Origin of the sequence: Streptomyces sp. Edi4 (assembly GCF_040253615.1) — a bacterium.
In the GTDB taxonomy this organism is placed as follows: domain Bacteria; phylum Actinomycetota; class Actinomycetes; order Streptomycetales; family Streptomycetaceae; genus Streptomyces.
The window spans coordinates 1,986,813-2,005,637 of sequence record NZ_JBEJGY010000004.1; the positions used below are offsets into that span (position 1 = coordinate 1,986,813).

General features: G+C 71.8%; 16 protein-coding genes. 9 read left to right on the forward strand and 7 right to left on the reverse strand.

All coding sequences use genetic code 11. The features are described 5' to 3' along the window. The first annotated feature begins 16 nt into the window (after positions 1-16). From ABR738_RS11050 to ybaK, 4 genes are all read left to right on the forward strand, one after another. Positions 17-1,621, forward strand: coding sequence for an oxidoreductase (locus tag ABR738_RS11050; RefSeq protein WP_350229789.1), 1,605 nt, complete (start codon positions 17-19; stop codon positions 1,619-1,621). Positions 1,622-1,770: 149 nt separating this feature from the next. Further along, positions 1,771-2,844, forward strand: a complete 1,074-nt coding sequence (locus ABR738_RS11055; RefSeq protein ID WP_350229790.1) for a hypothetical protein — start codon at positions 1,771-1,773, stop codon at positions 2,842-2,844. Between the two features lie 5 nt (positions 2,845-2,849). Next, positions 2,850-3,629 carry an LON peptidase substrate-binding domain-containing protein gene (locus ABR738_RS11060; protein ID WP_350229791.1) on the forward strand — a complete coding sequence of 260 codons (780 nt, stop codon included), beginning with the start codon at positions 2,850-2,852 and terminating at the stop codon, positions 3,627-3,629. 17 nt (positions 3,630-3,646) lie between these two features. After that, on the forward strand, positions 3,647-4,141 hold the full coding sequence (ybaK, locus tag ABR738_RS11065; RefSeq protein ID WP_350229792.1) for a Cys-tRNA(Pro) deacylase: 495 nt from the start codon (positions 3,647-3,649) through the stop codon (positions 4,139-4,141). Positions 4,142-4,183: 42 nt separating this feature from the next. Here ybaK and ABR738_RS11070 read toward each other — a convergent pair whose 3' ends face one another. The 4 genes from ABR738_RS11070 to ABR738_RS11085 form a co-directional block, all read right to left on the reverse strand. Beyond that, positions 4,184-4,816: a DUF2567 domain-containing protein gene (locus ABR738_RS11070; RefSeq protein WP_350229793.1), complete on the reverse strand. Its 633-nt coding sequence runs from the start codon at positions 4,814-4,816 to the stop codon at positions 4,184-4,186. Between the two features lie 34 nt (positions 4,817-4,850). Continuing rightward, positions 4,851-5,696 carry an ABC transporter permease gene (locus ABR738_RS11075; protein WP_502964065.1) on the reverse strand — a complete coding sequence of 282 codons (846 nt, stop codon included), beginning with the start codon at positions 5,694-5,696 and terminating at the stop codon, positions 4,851-4,853. Next, a complete protein-coding gene (locus ABR738_RS11080) occupies positions 5,693-6,700 on the reverse strand; it encodes an ABC transporter ATP-binding protein (protein WP_350229794.1) in 1,008 nt (335 codons plus the stop codon). The genes ABR738_RS11075 and ABR738_RS11080 overlap by 4 nt, the downstream gene beginning before the upstream one ends. 74 nt (positions 6,701-6,774) lie before the next feature. After that, a complete protein-coding gene (locus ABR738_RS11085; RefSeq protein WP_350229795.1) occupies positions 6,775-8,028 on the reverse strand; it encodes an NYN domain-containing protein in 1,254 nt (417 codons plus the stop codon). Between the two features lie 264 nt (positions 8,029-8,292). Between ABR738_RS11085 and ABR738_RS11090 the strand changes: the two genes are divergently transcribed. Next, complete coding sequence (locus tag ABR738_RS11090; RefSeq protein ID WP_350229796.1) at positions 8,293-8,472, forward strand: hypothetical protein; 180 nt, start codon at positions 8,293-8,295, stop codon at positions 8,470-8,472. Between the two features lie 71 nt (positions 8,473-8,543). Here ABR738_RS11090 and dnaE read toward each other — a convergent pair whose 3' ends face one another. After that, a complete protein-coding gene (dnaE, locus tag ABR738_RS11095; RefSeq protein WP_350229797.1) occupies positions 8,544-12,089 on the reverse strand; it encodes a DNA polymerase III subunit alpha in 3,546 nt (1,181 codons plus the stop codon). A gap of 273 nt (positions 12,090-12,362) precedes the next feature. On the opposite strand from dnaE, the gene ABR738_RS11100 reads away from it, so the two are divergent. The 3 genes from ABR738_RS11100 to ABR738_RS11110 all read left to right on the forward strand — a co-directional run bounded on the left by ABR738_RS11100 (position 12,363) and on the right by ABR738_RS11110 (position 15,370). Next, the gene (locus tag ABR738_RS11100) at positions 12,363-13,691 is read left to right on the forward strand and encodes a DUF2252 domain-containing protein (RefSeq protein ID WP_350229798.1); all 1,329 of its coding nucleotides are present in this window, start codon (positions 12,363-12,365) and stop codon (positions 13,689-13,691) included. Between the two features lie 126 nt (positions 13,692-13,817). Beyond that, a complete protein-coding gene (locus ABR738_RS11105; protein WP_350234525.1) occupies positions 13,818-14,507 on the forward strand; it encodes a hypothetical protein in 690 nt (229 codons plus the stop codon). Positions 14,508-14,557: 50 nt separating this feature from the next. Further along, positions 14,558-15,370 (forward strand): DsbA family protein, encoded by an 813-nt coding sequence (locus tag ABR738_RS11110; protein ID WP_350229799.1) that lies wholly within the window; start codon positions 14,558-14,560, stop codon positions 15,368-15,370. Positions 15,371-15,458: 88 nt separating this feature from the next. Here the strand turns inward: ABR738_RS11110 and ABR738_RS11115 are convergent, their stop codons facing one another. Continuing rightward, a complete protein-coding gene (locus ABR738_RS11115; RefSeq protein WP_350229800.1) occupies positions 15,459-16,034 on the reverse strand; it encodes a dienelactone hydrolase family protein in 576 nt (191 codons plus the stop codon). Between the two features lie 30 nt (positions 16,035-16,064). Between ABR738_RS11115 and ABR738_RS11120 the strand changes: the two genes are divergently transcribed. Next, positions 16,065-17,141, forward strand: coding sequence for a mechanosensitive ion channel family protein (locus ABR738_RS11120; RefSeq protein ID WP_350229801.1), 1,077 nt, complete (start codon positions 16,065-16,067; stop codon positions 17,139-17,141). Positions 17,142-17,163: 22 nt separating this feature from the next. On the opposite strand, the gene ABR738_RS11125 is transcribed toward ABR738_RS11120, so the two are convergent. Continuing rightward, positions 17,164-18,750, reverse strand: coding sequence for a Na+/H+ antiporter (locus tag ABR738_RS11125; RefSeq protein ID WP_350229802.1), 1,587 nt, complete (start codon positions 18,748-18,750; stop codon positions 17,164-17,166). Between the last annotated feature and the right edge of the window lie 75 nt (positions 18,751-18,825).

An 18,825-nucleotide genomic window follows, 5' to 3' on the forward strand; every position in this document is an offset into this window, starting at 1 on the left:
CGGCGAGGGGACGGCAGTGACCGAGGCACCCGATCCGGGGGAGGCACCGGACTGGCTCAGCCCGGCGGAGCTGGGCATGTGGGGGGCCTTCCGCAACGGCTCCACCTACGATCTGCGCAGCCGCAATCCGGTGCGCGACGACCCGTTCGCGGCGCGCGCGTGGGGTCCCGAGCGCAGTGTGCGGGCCAGGGTCGTGGCGCTGCTGCTGCTCAGCGGGCCGCCCGCGCTGCCGGGCCGGGTCGCCGCGCTCAAGCTGACCGGGGTGCAGATCACCGGCACGCTCAACCTGTCGGGCGGCACGATCACCCCCTACGTCGAGCTGAGCGGCTGCCGCTTCGAGAACGAACTCCTTCTCCCCGAGGCCCACTTCACCTCGGTACGCATGGTGAGCTGCGCCATTCCCCGGATCGAGGCGGCCCGCCTGAGCACCGAGGGCGATCTGCATCTGCCGCGCTGCCGCGTCGCCGCCGGCATCCGGCTGACCGACGCGCACATCGGCACCGATCTGCTGCTCAACCAGGCCGTGGTGCACGCCGACCGCAACGGCCGCTCCATCGCGGCGGACGGCCTGATGGTCGCCCAGGACCTCCAGGCCGATCTGATCGAGTCCTACGGCGAGGTGAGCCTGCGCGCCGCGAAGATCGGCGTGACGCTGAGCCTGCGCGGCAGCCGGCTGGTCAACCCGGACGGACGGCGGGCCCTGAACGCGCCGCAGCTGATCGTCGAGCGCACCCTGTATCTGACCTCGGCGTCCGTCTACCCGAGCGGCAACCAGGCCGCCACCACACCGCCGTACGGGACGAACTACACCAACACGCCCGTACGGGGGACCCTTATCCAGCCGTTCGAATGCCGGGGCGGTCTGCGTCTTGACGACGGCCGGTTCGGGGACGCGGTGGACCTGGCGCAGGCCCGGGTCCTGCTCAGCGAGACGCAGGAGCTGTCGCTGCGCCGCATCCAGACGCCGGAGCTGCGCTTCACCGGGCAGCGCTGTCAGCGCGGCAAGGTGGTGCTGTCCGGGGCGCGGGTCGTCAACCTGGTCGACATGGCGGACAGCTGGCCGGGCCCGGGCCACCTGACGATGAACGGCTTCGCCTACGAGAATCTGATCCCGATCGGCGCCTTCACGCTGGCCCAGCGCCTGGACTGGGTCACGGCGGCGACCCCGGAATACGGGCCCGAGCCCTACGAACGGCTCGCGGGCGTGCTGCGCGCCAGCGGCGAGGACGCGGACGCCCGCGAGGTGCTCCTTGCCAAACAGCGCAGGCGCCGCGAGACGCTGCCGCTGGCCGGGAAGGCCTGGGGTGTGCTCCAGGATCTGACGGTGGCGTACGGCTACCGGCCGGGCCGGGCCGCGCTGTGGATGGCCGTCCTGTGGGCGGCCGGCACCCTCGCGTTCTCGCACTACGACCCCCGGCCCATCAAAGCCGACGAGCACCCCGACTGGAACGCGGCGCTCTACGCCCTCGACCTCCTGATACCGGTGGTCAATCTGGGCCAGGACGGCTACTGGAAGCTGTCGGGCATCTGGCAGTGGGCGGCGGCCCTGCTGATCCTGCTCGGCTGGATCCTGGCCACCACCGTGGCGGCGGGCGCCTCGCGGCTGCTGCGCAGGGGCTGAGGCGGGCCCGGGCGGGACCCGGGGCCGCCGCCGCGAAGAAGGCGCGGGGGGCGAATTTGCCGGGCCTTGACCCCGGGCCGTACAACCCTCACCACCGCTACGAAAGCTTCACAGCGGGCCCCTGGCGCCACCCTCACCTGCGGATTTCAATGGTCCGCACCATGACATTCGTATCCGCGCTGCTCCGCACCGCACGGCGGGCCAGGCATCTGCCCGGGCTCTCGGTTCCGTTCGAGCCGGGCGGGGCGCCGGCGCCGGCCGCCGGGCTGCCCGACAGCCGGGACGTGCTGCTCGACGCGCCCGACGACCGGCTCGCGCCCGCGCTGGTCTCGGCCGCGCTCGGCGAGTACGAGACGGCGGCGGCGCTCCTTGCCGCCACCCGCGAGCGGGCCGAGTGGGAGAACCGCGACCGCTACACCGTGCGGCTCGCGGCCTTCGCGGTGAGCCGGCCCGAGTGGCTGGCAGGCTGGCTCGCCGACGCGCCGCGCGACCCGGACGCGCTGCTCGTGAAGGCGGAGCTGGCGATCGTACGGGCGTGGGGCTCACCGGCGCGCGCCGAGCGGCTGCGGGACGTGGCCCCGCTGATCCACTCGGCGGCCGACGGCGACCCGGCCGACCCGGTGCCCTGGCGGATCGCGCTGGACCACGCCCGCGGCACGCACGCCTCGCACACCGTCTTCGAGGAACTGTGGGGCGAGGCCATCCGGCGCTCCTCGCACCACTACGGCTGCCATGTGGCCGCCCTCCAGTACCTCTCGGCCCAGTGGTACGGATCGCACCGCGAGTGCTTCGACTTCGCCGAGCGGGCCGCCGAGGACTCCCTGCCGGGCTCCTTGATCCGCGCGCTCCCGGCCCGCGCGGCGTTCGCGTACCTGGTGGGCGGGGGCGGCCCCAGCATCCCCCACGAGCGGATCGACGCGGCGGCCGATCTCGGCATCGAGCTGTCCGGCGCGTACGAGGCGGGCGACCCCTGGCCGGCGGAGGTGCGCAACCTGCTGGCCTACGTCCTCGTCGTGCGCAGGCGCTGGCCCCGGGCCCTGGAGGAGTTCCGGCGCATCGGCCCGTACGCGACCTCTTTCCCGTGGCTGCATCTGGCTGCGGATCCGCTCGGCCAGTTCCTGGAACTGCGCGAGTTCGTACGGGCCGAGGCCGCCGCGGGGCCGTCCTGGGGGCGGGAGCGCCAAAAGCCCGGACGCGCCCGGTCCGGCGGCCATTACGCTTGAGCGTTGTGACCACCGCACGCCTCCCCCTCTTCCCGCTCAACTCGGTCCTGTTCCCCGGCCTCGTCCTGCCGCTGAACGTGTTCGAGGAGCGTTATCGCGCCATGATGCGCGATCTGCTGAAGACCGGCACCGACACCGCCGGCTCGCCCGGCTCCCCGGGCGGGGCCGGCGACGAGCCGCGCCGCTTCGCCGTCGTGGCGATCAGGGACGGCCGGGAGGTCGCGCCGACCGCGCCCGGCCTTCCCGACCAGACCGCGCGGCCCGAGAAGGGCGCGGCGGCCGGTTTCGGCGCCGACCCCGTCCAGGCCTTCCACCGGGTGGGCTGCGTCGCGGACGCGGCCACCATCCGTGAGCGCCCGGACGGCAGCTTCGAGGTGCTGGCCACCGGCACGACCCGGATCCGCATCCTGTCGGTCGACGCGAGCGGGCCCTATCTGACGGCCGAGTACGAGGAGCTGGCGGAAGAACCGGGCGAGGAGGCGGGCGCGCTCGCCGAGGGCGTGCTGCGCGCGTTCCGCTCCTACCAGAAGCGGCTCGCGGGGGCCCGCGAGCGCTCGCTTGCCGGCACCGCCGACCTGCCGGACGAGCCCTCGGTGGTGTCCTATCTGGTCGCGGCCGCCGCCGTCCTGGACGTCCCCGCCAAGCAGCGTCTGCTCCAGGCGCCCGACACCGCGACCCGGCTGCGCGAGGAACTGCACCTGCTGCGCGCGGAGACCGCGGTCATCCGCCATCTGCCCTCGCTGCCCGCGGTGGATCTGACGCGGACCCCGACCAGCCCCAACTGACCGGAAAGAGCGCCGCGTTGGCCAAGAAGAAGCAGCAGAGCGGGGGCACCCCCGCCACGGTGGCCCTGACGAAGGCGGGCACCGCGTTCACCGTCCACGCCTACGCCCACGACCCGGCGTCGCTCTCCTACGGCGAGGAGGCCGCGCGGGCGCTCGGGGTGGGCGCGGAGCGGGTGTTCAAGACGCTGGTGGCCGACGTGGACGGCGAGCTGACGGTGGCGGTGGTCCCGGTGGCCGGATCGCTCGACCTCAAGGCGCTGGCCTCGGCGGTCGGCGGCAAGCGCGCGACCATGGCCGACCCGGCCGCCGCCGAGCGCACCACCGGCTATGTGCGCGGCGGCATCTCCCCGCTCGGGCAGCGCAAGAAGCTGCCCACGGTCCTGGACGACTCGGCGTCCGCGCACGCCACGATCTGCGTGTCGGCGGGCCGGCGCGGCCTGGAGGTCGAGCTGGCCCCGGCGGATCTGGCGGCCCTCACGGGAGCGCTGCTCGCCCCGATCGGACGCGGCTAGGCCGACCCTTGGCCCGGGCGTCTCAGAGGCCGGGGCGCCGGGTCACTGGCCGCCCGCGTCCAGCGGCGGCACCTGCCAGGCCGGCTCGGGGTCGCGGGGCCCGAACAGGGCCGTGAGGCCCAGATGGACGGCCATGGCGGCGATCGGCCAGGCGAGCAGGGCGCCCTTGGCGTCGAGTTTAAGCGGGGCGTCGAAGGTCACGCCCTTGCCGGCCGCCTTCGCCGCCGCGACCACGTCCTGGCTCGGACCGAGCCAGATGCCGAGGCGCCAGGCGAGGACCGAGCCGAGCAGACTGCCGACCGCGAGCCCTGCGACCAGGGCGATGCCGCCCTTGCGGCGGAAGAGGAAGACCGCGGCGGCGCTCAGGGCGCCGAGTCCGAGGGCGAGCAGGATGAACGTTCCGTCCCCGCCGATCGCCTCCTCCCCCTCGGTGTCCTTGAGGAAGACGGCCTTGTCGTCGGCGACGAGCGGCACCCGGGGGGCCAGCCACAGCCACAGCAGCCCGAGCACCACCCCGGCCACCGTCACCGCGAGGGCGACGAGCACCGCGTCCCGTACGTCCTTCTTCACGGCGGACGCCGCGCCGGCGGTTTCGGGGCGGGCGCCCCCGGCGGGGGTTGTCCACGGGTCGTTGCCCGGGGGCTGCTGATGGGGCGGTGTCAAAGGCGCGGTCACCCTGCCATCGTGCCAGGCGTGTCTGTGCGCTGCCTCACCGGACCGCCGCCCGGCGGTAGGCCCACGCCGCCACGGCCAGCGAGACGACACCCACGGCCGCGCAGACGCCGAGGTCGAGCCCGACCAGGGCCCAGTCGGGGCGCGCGTCGAAGCTTCGCGCGAAGGCCTCCACGCCGTAGGTGGAGGGCAGCAGATCGCGGGCCCATGCGATGGGCGCGGGCATCCGGCCGGCCGGGAGCACGCCGAGCAGCAGCGCCGCCGACATCCCCAACTGACCGAAGAGGGTGGCGAGTTCCTGGCGGGGCGCGAGCAGCCCGAGGGCCGCGCCGAGCCCGGAAAGGGCGGCGCCACAGAGCGGGATCACCGCGGCCAGGATCCACAGGTGCCCGAGCGGAAGCCCGAACAGCAGGCAGCCGAAGACGGCCGTGACGGCGGTGCCGGGCACGGTGAAGGAGGCGTAGGCGGCGGCCGTGCCGAGGACCACGGACGCGGGGGGCACGGGCAGCGTCGCGTAGTGGTCGAGGCCGCCGTCGGCCCGCAGACGGCCGAAGTACTGGGCGAGAAGGTTGAGCGCGACGAAGGCGACGACCAGGACGCTGGAGCCGGCGACCACCGCGCGGGCCTCGTCGCCGCCGTCCACCACGCCCCGCATCAGGATCATGATGCCGACGGACTGGAACGTCGCGACGAAGAGCAGCGGGATGCGGGCGACCCTGGCCCGCGAGAGCTGGGCGCGGTAGACGGCGGCGAGGGCGGGCCCCAGGCGGGCGCGGGGGGCGAGCGGGGTGGCGTCGGTCGCCCCGGGGCGCTCGGCGGTCCCGCTCGCCGGGGCCCGGCCGCCGGCCGTCTCGACGGTGCTCTCCAGGGGAATGGCGCTCACGCCTTCACCAGCCCTTCCGTGCGGCCGCCGAGGGCGAGGTAGACGTCTTCGAGGCTCGGCGTGGCCAGGGTGAAGTCGTCGAGGGCGGCGAAGGCGGGACCGCCGGTGACGGTGGCGACCGCGGCGCGGGCCCGCTCGGGGCTCAGCCGCAGCGTCCAGCGCCGGCCGGACTCCTGGGCCTCGGCGCGCAGCGCCGCGACCTCGGGGACCTCCACGGGGGCGCGGTCGCGCCACACGAGCTCGACCCGCACCTCGTCGGCGACGCGGGCCTTGAGCCCGGCGGGGGTGTCGCAGGCGATGACCCTGCCGCGCTCGATCACGGCGACCCGGTCGAGCACGGTCTCGGCCTCGATGACGTTGTGGGTGACGAGCACCACGCTCGCCCCGCGCTCGGCCCGGCGGCGGTCGACGGCGGCCCACACGGCGCGCCGGGCCACCGGGTCCATGCCGGTGGTGGGCTCGTCAAGGACCAGCAGGGGTCGCTCGCCGACGAGGGCGGTGGCGAAGCACGCCAGGCGCCGCTGGCCGCCGGAGAGTTTCTTGAGCGGGCGGGTGGCGATGTCGTCAAGGCCGAGTTCGGCCAGTACGGCGTCGCGTTCGGCGCGGGCCTCGCGCAGGGTGAGACCGCGCAGGCGGCCGGTGGTCTCGGCGGCGAGCGAGACGGTCAGCTCGTCCAGCGCGGTGGATTCCTGGCCGAGATAGGCGATGAGGCGCGCCGCCCGTTCGGGGTGGCGGACCAGGTCGTGCCCGAGCACGTCGACCGTCCCGGCGTCGGGCCGCATGAGCCCGGTCAGCTGGCGTACGAGTGTGGACTTGCCGGCGCCGTTGGGGCCGAGCAGCCCGAAGATCTCGCCGCGTCGCACCTCGAGGCTGACGCGGTCGGTGGCCCGGACCTCGGGCGTACCGGGCGCACCTCGTCCGCCCCGCGTCGCGGGGTACGTCTTGACCAGGCCCCGCACCGCGAAAGCGGTGCCGGCCCGTGCCGCTGCTGTGCCGGTACTCACGGGGAACGAGCCTAAGGGGTCCAGCGACCCGTCCCGCCCCGGGGGCGGCTTGGCGCGGTCCGGGGCGCGCGGGGCTACTCGCCGGCCGGCTGGTGCTCGGCGGCCGCCCGCACGTCGATCTCGCGCCAGAACCCGGCCCGGATCGCGTACCGGTCGTGCTCGTCGATCTGGTCGTCCTTGTGCGCGAGAAGGCCGAACCGGGCGGCGTAGCGCAGGAGTTCACCGTCGATGCGGTGCGGGATGCGCGGGTACATCGTGGACAGTTTCTGTACGTGCGTGGGCTCGGGGAGCCGTTCCATCCAGCGCCGGGCGAAGACCTGGCCCACTTCGTAGGGGTCGCCGCCGACGGTGGTGATGTCCTCCTCGCGATCCGCCCAGCGCTGTTCGGCGCTGGTGAGCTGCGCGAGCGTGGGCAGCGACGCGGTCTCGGGGGACTCGCCGAGCGCGGAGCCCGGGCGCTCCACCCAGCCCTTGTCGGAGGACCAGCGCAGGGTGGCGGAGGCGGGCGGGGCGGGCGCGGTGGCGGCGGCGCCGGGAGCACGCAGGGACGCCAGGTCCTTGGGGGTGGGTACGCCCTTGGCGCCGGCCGGGGCGGGCGCGGCGGCGCCGTTCTCGCCGGCGGCCTCGGCGGGGGCCGGGGCGCCCCGGCCGGCGGCGGCCTGGGCGGCTTCGGCGGCCCGCTCGGCGGAGGCGGCGAGCGCCGACTCGGGCAGGGGCGCGGAGAGGATGGCGGCGATCTCGGGGCGGGGCGCGGGGGCCGGGGCGCAGATGCCGGTGAGGTCTCTGGCGCGTACGGCCCGGGTGATCCAGGCGCGGTCGAGCACCCGGCGCTCGTCGGCCTCGGCGACCAGGTCCTCGGACTGGTTGTAGTCGCCGTCGGCGGCCTGCACGGCCCACAGGTGCACGGCGACGCCGTGTTCCTTGGCGGACATCAGGCCCGGCAGCAGATCGCCGTCGCCGGTCACCAGGACCACGTCCGAGCAGGCGCGGTTGCGGGCGAGTTCGGTCAGCTCGGCGTGCATGGCGGCGTCGACGCCCTTCTGCGCCCAGCGCCCGTCGCTGCGGGTCAGGGCGCCCAGGCGCACCGTCACCCGGGACATCACCCGCAGGCGGCGGTGTTCGGGCTGGGGAACCCGGTCGGGGGCGCCGTCGAACCAGTAGATGCGCAGGAGCGGCTGCTGGGTGTCGGCCTCGGCGCGCTCGCGGAGCCCCTGGATCAGGGCGGCATGGTCGACGGTGATGCGGGAACGGGCCGGCTCTCCGGCGAGCAGACTCGCGGCGGCACCGAGCAGGTAACCGGCATCCACCAGGACGACGCAGCGGTCCATGCGTTCCACCCTCTTTCGGGAACGGAAAAGCCGAGGAAAAAACACAGCGGGCGCGGGGTGCGGAAGATCACCGAGCGGACTTCGGGGTTTCCTTCGAGTCTGCCCGACCGCGCGAGGGTTGAGCACCGGAACTCGATCATCGGCGTGGCGGATTGGGGCGCCGCTCCCCCTCACGCACGGTAATGATCCGAAATGCGGCGTTTGTCCATCTGTGTGAGTCTGACAGCGGCCCTGGCCCCGAGTTCCCCCACAGGAGGCAGCACCATGGCCAAGAACAAGAACCGCAAGTCGGGCAGTCAGCAGGACCGTTCCAGCGCCGCCGAGCGCGGCCAGGAGCAGGCGAAGTCGACCGCCTTCGAAACCCAGGCCATGCCGCAGTCGCAGGGCCAGGGCAGCCCGGCGGATGTTGCCCGTAAGCACCAGCGCCGCTTCGGTCACAACTGACCGTCGTCTCATGAGAAAGGGACGCACCCCTTGGGGTGCGTCCCTTTCTCGTCCACGGGAGGGCCGCCGGCTCAGCCGGCCAGGCAGGACGGGCCGAGCAACACCTTCAGGTCACCGAAGAGGGCCGGATCGGGCTGGACCCGGTGCCGGTCGAGGCGCAGCACCGTGGTGGAGCGCGGGCCCTGGAGCTTGATCCGCACCTCGGTGTTGCCCTTGTGGTGGCCCAGGATCTCGCCGAGCCTGCTGACCATCGGCGGGGTGACCTTGACGGTGGGGATGGTCAGGACCACGGGGGCGTTGGTGCCCGCCGATGAGAGGTCGGGAACCATCAGCTCCATGGCGACCAGACGCGGGATGTCCTCGCGCTTGTCCAGGCGGCCCTTGACGAACACCACCGCGTCCTCGACGAGCTGGGTCGAGACCAGCTGGTAGGTCGCGGGGAAGAACATGCACTCGATGGAGCCGGCCAGGTCCTCCACGGTGGCGATCGCCCACGCGTTGCCCTGCTTGGTCATCTTGCGCTGGAGGCCGGAGATGATGCCGCCGATGGTGACGATCGAGCCGTCGGAGTAGTCTCCGCCGGTGAGCTGGCCGATGCCCGCGTCCGCCTTGTCGGACAGGACGTGCTCCAGGCCGAAGAGCGGGTGGTCGGAGACGTACAGGCCGAGCATTTCGCGCTCCTGGGCCAGCAGGTAGGACTTCTCCCACTCCACGTCGCCGAACTCGACGTCGAGCCCGAAGCCCGGCTCGTCGGCGCCCTCGTCCATCCCGCCGAAGAGGTCGAACTGGCCCTCGGCCTCCTTGCGCTTGACCTGCACCACGTTGTCGATCATGGGCTCGAACTGGGCGGTGAGGCCCTTGCGGGTGTGGCCCATCGTGTCGAAGGCGCCCGCCTTGATGAGCGATTCCGTGGTCCGCTTGTTGCAGGCGACCACCTCGACCTTGTCGAGGTAGTCGGGGAAGGAGCTGAACTTCCCCTTGGTCTTGCGCGAGCGGATGATCGACTCCACCACGTTGGTGCCGACGTTGCGGACGGCTTCCAGGCCGAAGAGGATCACGTCGTCGCCCTGGGCGGCGAAGTTGTGCACCGACTCGTTCACGTTCGGCGGGAGCACCTTGATGCCCATGCGCCGGCACTCGTTGAGGTAGACGGCCGACTTGTCCTTGTCGTCCTTGACCGAGGTGAGCAGCGCCGCCATGTACTCGGCGGGGTAGTTCGCCTTCAGGTACGCGGTCCAGTAGGTGACCAGGCCGTACGCCGAGGAGTGCGCCTTGTTGAACGCGTAGCCGGCGAACGGGACCAGCACGTCCCACAGGGCCTGGATCGCCGCGTCGGAGTAGCCGTTCTTGCGGGCGCCGGCCTGGAAGAGGACGAAGTTCTTCGCCAGCTCCTCGGGCTTCTTCTTGCCCATCACGCGGCGCAGGATGTCGGCCTCGCCCAGCGAGTAGCCGGCCACGATCTGGGCGGCCTTCTGGACCTGCTCCTGGTAGACGATGAGGCCGTAGGTCAGGCCCAGCGTCTCCTTGAGCGGCTCCTCAAGCTCCGGGTGGATCGGGGTGATCTCCTGGCGGCCGTTCTTGCGCTCGGCGTAGTTCGTGTGCGAGTTCATGCCCATCGGGCCCGGCCGGTACAGGGCCGAGACGGCGGAGATGTCCTCGAAGTTGTCGGGCTGCATCTGGCGCAGCAGCGAGCGCATCGGGCCGCCGTCGAACTGGAAGACGCCGAGGGTGTCGCCGCGGCAGAGCAGTTCGAAGGTCTTGGGGTCGTCGAGCGGAAGCGACAGCATCTCCAGGTCGATGCCCTTGTTGGCCTTCACCATCTTGACGGCGTCGTCCATGATGGTGAGGTTGCGCAGGCCAAGGAAGTCCATCTTCAGCAGGCCGAGCGATTCGCACTGCGGGTAGTCCCACTGCGTGATGGTCACGCCGTCGGTGTGCCGCACCCAGATCGGCGCGTGGTCGACGATGGGCTCGCTGGACATGATCACGCCGGCCGCGTGCACACCCATCTGCCGGACCAGGCCCTCGACGCCCTTGGCGGTGTCGATGACCTTCTTGACGTCCGGCTCGTTCTCGTACATCCCCCGGATCTCGCCGGCCTCGCTGTAGCGCGGGTGCTTGGGGTCGGTGATGCCGGAGAGGTCGATGCCCTTGCCGAGGACGTCGGCGGGCATCGCCTTGGTGAGGCGGTCACCCATCGCGTACGGGTAGCCGAGGACCCGCGCGGAGTCCTTGATGGCGTTCTTCGCCTTGATCTTTCCGTAGGTGCCGATCATGGCGACCTTGTCGGAGCCGTACTTCTCCGTCACATACCTGATCACCTCGACGCGCCTGCGCTCGTCGAAGTCGATGTCGACATCGGGCATGGAGACGCGCTCGGGGTTGAGGAACCGCTCGAAGATCAGCCCGTGGGTGATGGGGTCGAGGTCGGTGATGCCCATCGCGTACGCGACGATCGAACCGGCCGCCGAACCGCGGCCGGGGCCCACCGCGATGCCGTTGTTCTTGGCCCACATGATGAAGTCCGCGACGACCAGGAAGTATCCCGGGAACCCCATCTGGATGATGATGTCCATCTCGTACTCCGCCTGCTTCTGGCGGTCCTCGGGCACACCTCCCGGATAGCGCCGCTCCATGCCGACCCGGACTTCCTCCTGGAACCAGGTGACCTCGGTGTAGCCGTCCGGGATCTCGAACTTCGGCATGAGGTTCTTGGCCTCGAACATGCCGCTCGTGTCGATCTGCTCGGCGACGAGCAGGGTGTTGGCGCACCCCTGCTGCCAGGCGTCCGAGGAGTCGATGGCGTACATCTCGTCGGTGGACTTGAGGTAGTAGCCCGTGCCGTCGAAGCGGAAGCGGTCGGGGTCGGAGAGGTTCTTGCCGGTCTGGATGCACAGCAGCGCGTCGTGCGCGGTCGCCTCGTGGGCGTAGGTGTAGTGCGAGTCGTTGGTGACCAGCGGGGGGATGCCCAGCTTCTTGCCGATCTCCAACAGGCCGTCGCGGACCCGGCGCTCGATCTCGATGCCGTGGTCCATCAGCTCCAGGAAGTACCGGCCCTCGCCGAAGATGTCCTTGTAGTCGGAGGCCGCCCGCAGCGCCTCGTCGAACTGACCGAGCCTGAGCCGGGTCTGGACCTCGCCGGAGGGACAGCCGGTGGAGGCGATCAGCCCCTCGGACCACTGCGAGATGGTCTCCTTGTCCATCCGGGGCCACTTCTGGAGCCAGCCCTCGGCGTAGGCGTCGGAGGAGAGCCGGAAGAGGTTGTGCAGACCGGTCTTGTTCGCCGCCCAGATCGTTTTGTGCGTGTAACCACCCGAACCGGACACATCGTCGCGCTTCTGGTGCGGCTGGCCCCACTGGATCTTGCGCTTGTTGCGCCGCGACTCGGGCGCCACGTACGCCTCGATGCCGATGATCGGCGTGACGCCCGCCTTCTTCGCCGAATGGAAGAAGTCGTACGCCCCGTGGAGGTTGCCGTGGTCGGACATGGCGATGTGCGTCATGCCCATCTCGTTGCAGGCCTCGAACATGTCCTTGAGCCGCGCGGCACCGTCCAGCAGCGAGTACTGGGTGTGGACGTGAAGGTGCGTGAACGGTGTCTTGGACGTGCCAGTCACGGTTGGGGCCTCCAACGGCAAAGGGGGGTTCGCGAAGCGGGGGGACAGCCTCGGAGTCTACGTCGCCGCACCGACAGCCGAGGGGGAAGTGCGGCGCGCGGCTCCCCTGCGAGGCCGGCCGGCCGGGAGCGGCGGCGAGGATCGGTTGAGCGGACCTGCGGCCGGGCGCGCGGCGCGGGCACTTGGGGGTACGGTCGCGCGTTGGAAGGGGCACACCCCGTCCGGATCGTGTTGACCGTGATCAAGGCAGTACGCACCAGGAGGCACCCAGCGATGTCGGTCCCGCAGCCCAGCGCGCAGGCGCGCGGCGAAGAGATACTCGCCGTTTTCGAGACCGCGTTCGGCCGACTCCTGGCCGCCGACCCGGCCGCCTTCCGGGTCAAGTTCCGCAAGATGGCGGCCTCCGCGTTCGCCTTCTACCGGGGCACGGCCTGCCTGTTCTACTCCGACCTGGAAAACGAGCGGCACGGCGGCCCCTACCTGGACGAGCGCACCGGCCGGGTCTGGATCCACGGCGACCTGCACGCCGAGAACTTCGGCACGTACATGGACGCCAACGGCCGGCTGATCTTCAACGTCAACGACTTCGACGAGGCGTACGTGGGCCCCTTCACCTGGGACCTGAAGCGCCTGGCGGCCTCGCTTGCGCTGATCGGCTACACCAAGGCGCTCGGCGACGAGCAGATCACCGCCCTGGTGCGCACCTGCGCCACCGCCTACCGCGAGCGGATCCGCGCGCTGGCCTCGGGCGCCAAGGAGGACGAGGTCCCGCCCTTCACGCTGGACACGGCCGAGGGCCCCCTGCTCGGCGCGCTGCGCGACGCCCGCGCCCGCACCCGGTTCGCGCTGCTCGACTCGATGACCGAGATCCGCGACCACGAGCGCCGCTTCACCGAGGACGACGGCTCGATCGAGCTGGACGCGGCGACCCGCTACAAGGTGCTCGCGGCCTTCGACGGCTATCTGGAGACGCTGCCCGAGGAGAGCCTGGTGCGCCCGGACTCCTACCGCGTCAAGGACGTCGTGGGGCGGCGCGGCATCGGGATCGGCTCGGCGGGCCTTCCCTCGTACAACATCCTGCTCGAAGGGCACAGCGACGCCCTGGAGAACGATGTGGTGATCTACATCAAGCAGGCTCAGACCCCGGCGGTCTCGCGGCACATCACGGACCCGGCGGTGCGCGGCTACTTCCAGCACGAGGGGCACCGCACGGTGATCTCGCAGCGCGCGCTCCAGGCCGCCGCCGACCCATGGCTGGGCTGGACCGAGCTGGACGGCGCGGGCCAGCTGGTCGCCGAGGTCTCGCCCTACGCGGTGGATCTGGACTGGTCCGACATCGACGACCCCGACGAGATCGCGGCGGTCGTCGCCGACCTCGGCCGGGCCACCGCCACCATGCACGCCGCCGCCGACGACGAGAGCGGCCACTCCGAGCTCGTGCCGTTCTCCACCGAGCGGGCCATCGACGCGGCGATCGCCGCCGACGAGGCGGGCTTCGGCGATCTGCTCGTGGAGTTCGCGCACGCCTACGGGGCGCGGGCCAGGGCGGACCACCAGATCTTCGTCGACCTGTTCCGCAACGGCCGGATCCCGGGCCTGTAGAGGGCCGCGCCGGGCGCTGTGCGGGGCGGGCGGCCGGGTCCGCGAGGGCCGGGCACGGACCGTCCCCACGGGTCTCACCGAACTCTTAGGTACGGCATACGGCCCGGCATGGCACACTCACCCGCGATGGACATATCAGGGACGCGGCTCAGAGCGGCACGCGCGGCGCTTTTCACGGCGCTCGTCGTGACGCTGTCCTCCGCGTCCCATGTGCTGCTCTCGCGCGTCCCGCTGCCGCTCTCCCTGGTGACCGGCGCGGCCTGCGCCGTCTTCTTCATCGCCTACGCGCTGGCCGGGCGCGAGCGCGGTTTCTGGGCGATCGCGGGCGCGCTCGTCCCACTCGAACTGGCCGCCGACACCCTCTTCACCACCGGCCAGCACGTCTGTTACGGACCCTCGGGCGGCCCCGTGGCGGGTGCGCTGCGCGCGGTCGGCGTCGACGTGCTGTGCGGGGGCGGAACGCTGGGCGGCGGGGCGCTGGGCGCGGTGCCCGCCCCGGCGAACGCGGCCGCGCTGCTGACCCACCCGGGCCCGGCCGTGCCCTGGCTGCTGCTCGCGGCCCATGTGTCCGTCGGGCTGCTCGCCGCCCTGTGGCTGCGCAGGGGCGAGGCGGCGCTCGCCCGGCTGCTGCGCGCGGTCGGCCACCACGCGTTCCGGCCGCTGCTGGTCGCGGCCGCCGTGGTGCGCGCCGCCTTCGACGGCGCCCGCCCGGTCGCGCGCCCCGCGTACCATCGGCCCGGCCCCTCCCGCACCCGTTTCCTGGTGCACTCCGTGGCCCGAAGGGGACCGCCCCGCTGCCCGCTCGGCCTGGTCTGAGCACAGCAGCCCCCTCCCCCTTCCCCATCTGCCATCCGGAGAAAAAGATCATGAGTACCCGCAACAGCCAGGCCAACAAGGCCGCCGCCCGCGAGCGGCTGCGAGCGGAGCGCGAGCGCGAGGCGAAGAAGGCCAAGACCCGCCGCCAGATCATCGTGGGTGTGTCCGTCGTCGCCGTCCTCGCCGTCGTGGGCGGCGGTGCCTACCTCATCAAGGAGGCCATGAAGCCCTCCGCGTGGGAGGCCGCCAAGGACAGGTCGCTGGTCAAGCCCGCCAACACCTCGGGCAAGGACGGCACGACCGTCGTCATCGGCAAGGCGGACGCGAAGAAGACCCTCGAAATGTACGAGGACCCGCGCTGCCCGATCTGCTCGCAGTTCGAGCAGATCGTCGGCCCGACGATCCGCAAGGACGTCGACGCCGGCAAGTACAAGATCCAGTTCATCGGCGCCACGTTCATCGACAACGGCAGCCCCGGCACGGGCTCCAAGACCGCCCTGAGCGCGCTCGGCGCCGCCCTGAACGTCAGCCCCGACGCGTTCTTGGACTACAAGTCGGCGCTCTACTCGGCGAAGTACCACCCCGAGGAGACCGACGACAAGTTCAAGAACCGCGACTATCTGATCCAGATCGCGGACACCGTGCCCGCGCTCAAGGGCAACGCGGCCTTCCAGAAGGCCGTGCAGGACGGCACCTACGACAAGTGGGCGCTGACCATGTCGGACAAGTTCAACAGCAGCGGCGTCCAGGGCACGCCCACGCTGAAGATGGACGGCAAGAAGATCACCGACGGCGCGTCGGACAACGCCCCGATGGACGCCGCGACGTACAGCTCGGCCATCGACAAGGCCCTCAAGAGCTGACCGGCTGACCGGGCGGCTCTCGCACCGGGGCCGCGTGCGACGGGCGGTAGGGACCCGGGGGTCCCTACCGCCCGTTCAGGGCCCGGGGTTACGCGCCGAGGCTGTCGAGGAAGCCGAGCGCGGTGTGCCAGGTCTCCTCGGCGGCGGCCTCGTCGTAGTCCGCGAGGCCGGGGTCGGTGAACAGGTGCCCCGCGCCCGGGTAGCGGTAGATCTCCACGTCCGCGCCGGCCCGCCGCATCTGCAAGTACCAGGCGTTGAGCCAGTCCGCCGATTCGAACGGATCGGGGTCGGCCACGTGCAGCTGGACGGGCAGCTCGTCAACGGACGTGTTCTCGGCCATGTCGGACGTGCCGTGCAACAGCAGCAGCCCCCGGGCCTTCTCGTCCCCGAGCGCCAGGTTCTGCGCGATGGAGCCGCCGAGCGAGAACCCCGCGTACACGAGCCCTCGCTCGGAGTGCGGGGCGGCGGCCGCGATGGCCCGCTTCAGCAGCTCGTCCGTGCCGATCTCGTCCTTGACCTGCCTGCCCTCCTCGGCGCTCTCGGCGGTCCGGCCGTCGTACAGGTCGGGGACGTGCACCTCGTGCCCCGCGGCCCGCAGCCGCTCGGCCGCCTCCCGCACGGCGGGACGCAGGCCGTAGACCGAATGGAAAAGCATGATGTTCATGAGGCCATCGTGCCAGTTACGGTCGAGGGCATGGAGAACGTACTGCGTCCGTTGATCGTCATCGGCGGCTCGGTCGTCCTCGCGCTCGTTGTGGGATGGCTGGCCGACCGACTGCTGCGCCGGGCCGACGCCCGGGACCGCGAGACCCCGCTGTGGGGTCTGCTGCGCCGCTGCCGCATACCGCTGAACGTCGTCATGCTCACCGCGATCCTGCGCGGGTCCTACGACCAGATCAAATGGCGCCCCGTCCAGGAGCACGACGCGGGTCTCGGCCGGTTCCTCACGCTGGTTCTGATCGGCGCGAGTTCCTGGCTCGTGGTGCGGATCGCGACGGCCGTCGTGGAGTCCTCCTACACCCGTTACGCCACCTCCACACGCGACCCCGCCCGGGTCCGCCGGGTCCGCACCCAGGTCACGCTGATCCAGCGCGTGGTGAGCGCCATCGTCATGGTGGTGGCGATCGCGGCGATGCTGCTCACCTTCCCCGCGATGCGGGCGGCGGGCGCGTCCCTGCTGGCCTCGGCGGGCATCGTGGGTGTCGTCGCCGGTGTGGCCGCCCAGTCCACCCTCGGCAACCTCTTCGCCGGGCTCCAGATCGCCTTCGGCGACGTGGTGCGGCTCGGCGACACAGTGGTGGTCGAGGGCGAGTGGGGCGTCGTCGAGGAGATCACGCTGACGTATCTCGCGGTGCGCACCTGGGACGAGCGCCGCCTGACCATGCCGGTGTCCTACTTCACCAGCAAGCCGTTCCAGAACTGGTCGCGCGGCGGCGTGCAGATGACCGGCACCGTCTTCTTCCACCTGGACCACTCGGCGCCGATCCCCCTGATGCGCGAACAGCTCGCCGTGATCCTCAAGGAGTGCCCGGCCTGGGACGGCCGGGACTTCTCGCTCGCGGTCACCGACACGACACCGTCCACGATCCAGGTGCGCGCGGTCGTCACGGCCAAGGACGCGGACGACATCTGGACGGTACGGGTCACCGTCCGCGAACAGCTGGTGGCGTGGCTGTACGAGGAGCACCCGTACGCGCTGCCGAGGATCACCACCCAGGACCGGCCCTCAACTCCCCTGCCCAGTCCGGCGGTCGAGGACCGGCGGCCCTAGCGCGGCTTCGGGGGCGGTCCGTTCACCGCAGGCTGCGGACGTCCAGCTGTCGCAGCACCCGGTCCACGATCTCCGGGTCGGCGCCCGGCTCGCTGCGCGCGGACAGCACCTCGTGGCGGGCCGCCGACATCATCTCGCGCTGGATGCGCTGCACGGCCCTGATCCGCTCCACCCGCTTCGCGTACGCGGAGCGGCGCTCCTCGTCGACCATGTCGGGGCTGATCCGCGCGCCGACGTCGTAGGCGCGCCGGTGCAGCTGCTCCATGACCTCCTCGGGCAGCTCCTCGACGTCCTGGATCTCCTTCAGACGCCGTTTCGCGGCCTTCGCGGCCCGGATCGCGAGGTCCCGCTCCAGGACCCGCTCGGCGTCCGTGTCGGCCCGTACGCCCAGCCGCCTGACCAGCCAGGGCAGGGTGAGGCCCTGGAAGACGAGGGTTGTCATGATCACGGCGAAGGCGATGAAGATGATCTCGTCACGGCCGGGGAAGGGCGCGCCCGCGTCGGTCTTGAGCGGGATGGCGAGCGCGAGGGCGACCGAGGCCACGCCCCGCATGCCGGCCCACCACATGACGATGGTCTCGCGCCAGGACGTGGGGATCTCCTCGTCGTAGTCGCGTTTGTTGTGCAGCCGCTTGGCGAGCCAGGTCGCCGGGAGCAGCCACAGCAGCCGTACGCCCACGACGACGCCCACCACGGCCGCCGCCCAGCCGAACATGTGCGCCTGGCGGCCGGTGGCGGTGCCGAACACGTTGTGCAGTTCGAGCCCGATCAGGCCGAAGGCGACGCCGGTCACCAGGGTGTCGACGATCTCCCAGAACGTGGCGCCGGCCAGCCTGCCCTGCACGTCGTCGGCGTCCATCGTGTGCTCGGCGAGGAACAGCGCCACGGTCAGGACCGCGAGGACCCCGGAGCCGCCGAACTCCTCGGCCAGGACGTAGCCCATGAACGGGACCAGGAGGGTGAGACCGATCTGGAGCGTGGGGTCGCCGAGCAGACCCATCAGCTTGTTGGCGAGCCAGCCGAGCGCGAGACCCACGACGACGGCGACCACGGCGGAGAGCACGAGCTTGCCCGCCGCCGACGCCCAGGAGAAGCTGCCGGTCACGGCCGCCGTGATCGCCACGTGATAGAGCACGATCGCGGTCACGTCGTTGAACAGGCCCTCGCCCTCCAGGATCGACACCAGACGGCGCGGCAGCCCCAGCGAGCCGGCCACGGCCGTCGCGGCGACGGGGTCGGGCGGGGCGACGAGCGCGCCGAGCGCGACCGCCGCGGCGATCGGCAGGCCCGGCACGATGGAGTTGGCGACGGCGGCGACGGCGGCCGTGGTGACGAAGACGAGGGCGACGGCGAGCAGGAAGATCGGCCGGACGTTCGCGGTGAACTGCCGCCAGGAGGTGCGCTGCACGGACGCGTACAACAACGGCGGCAGCACCAGCGGCAGGATGAACTCCGGCTCGATGGTCACGTTCGGCACGAACGGCAGCAGCGCCATGACGATGCCGCCGAGCGTCATGAGCACGGGCGCCGGCAGCCCAAGGCGTTCACCCAGCGGGACCGTCACCACCGCGCCGAGAAGGAGCACGAGCAGCAGGGCGAGCTGGTCCACGGGGTCCCCTCCGGGCGGTGCGGGCCTGGGCGGCCTTGACGATCAAGACCTCAAGCGTGCCACGCAACCGGGCCG

Coding starts and splice junctions, on each gene's coding strand:
- ABR738_RS11105 (WP_350234525.1), top strand. CDS start 13,818: ATGGACATATCAGGGACGCGGCTCAGAGCGGCACGCGCGGCGCTTTTC.
- ABR738_RS11085 (WP_350229795.1), bottom strand. CDS start 8,028: ATGGACCGCTGCGTCGTCCTGGTGGATGCCGGTTACCTGCTCGGTGCC.
- ABR738_RS11100 (WP_350229798.1), top strand. CDS start 12,363: ATGTCGGTCCCGCAGCCCAGCGCGCAGGCGCGCGGCGAAGAGATACTC.
- ABR738_RS11115 (WP_350229800.1), bottom strand. CDS start 16,034: ATGAACATCATGCTTTTCCATTCGGTCTACGGCCTGCGTCCCGCCGTG.
- ABR738_RS11110 (WP_350229799.1), top strand. CDS start 14,558: ATGAGTACCCGCAACAGCCAGGCCAACAAGGCCGCCGCCCGCGAGCGG.
- ABR738_RS11090 (WP_350229796.1), top strand. CDS start 8,293: ATGGCCAAGAACAAGAACCGCAAGTCGGGCAGTCAGCAGGACCGTTCC.
- ABR738_RS11120 (WP_350229801.1), top strand. CDS start 16,065: ATGGAGAACGTACTGCGTCCGTTGATCGTCATCGGCGGCTCGGTCGTC.
- ABR738_RS11055 (WP_350229790.1), top strand. CDS start 1,771: ATGGTCCGCACCATGACATTCGTATCCGCGCTGCTCCGCACCGCACGG.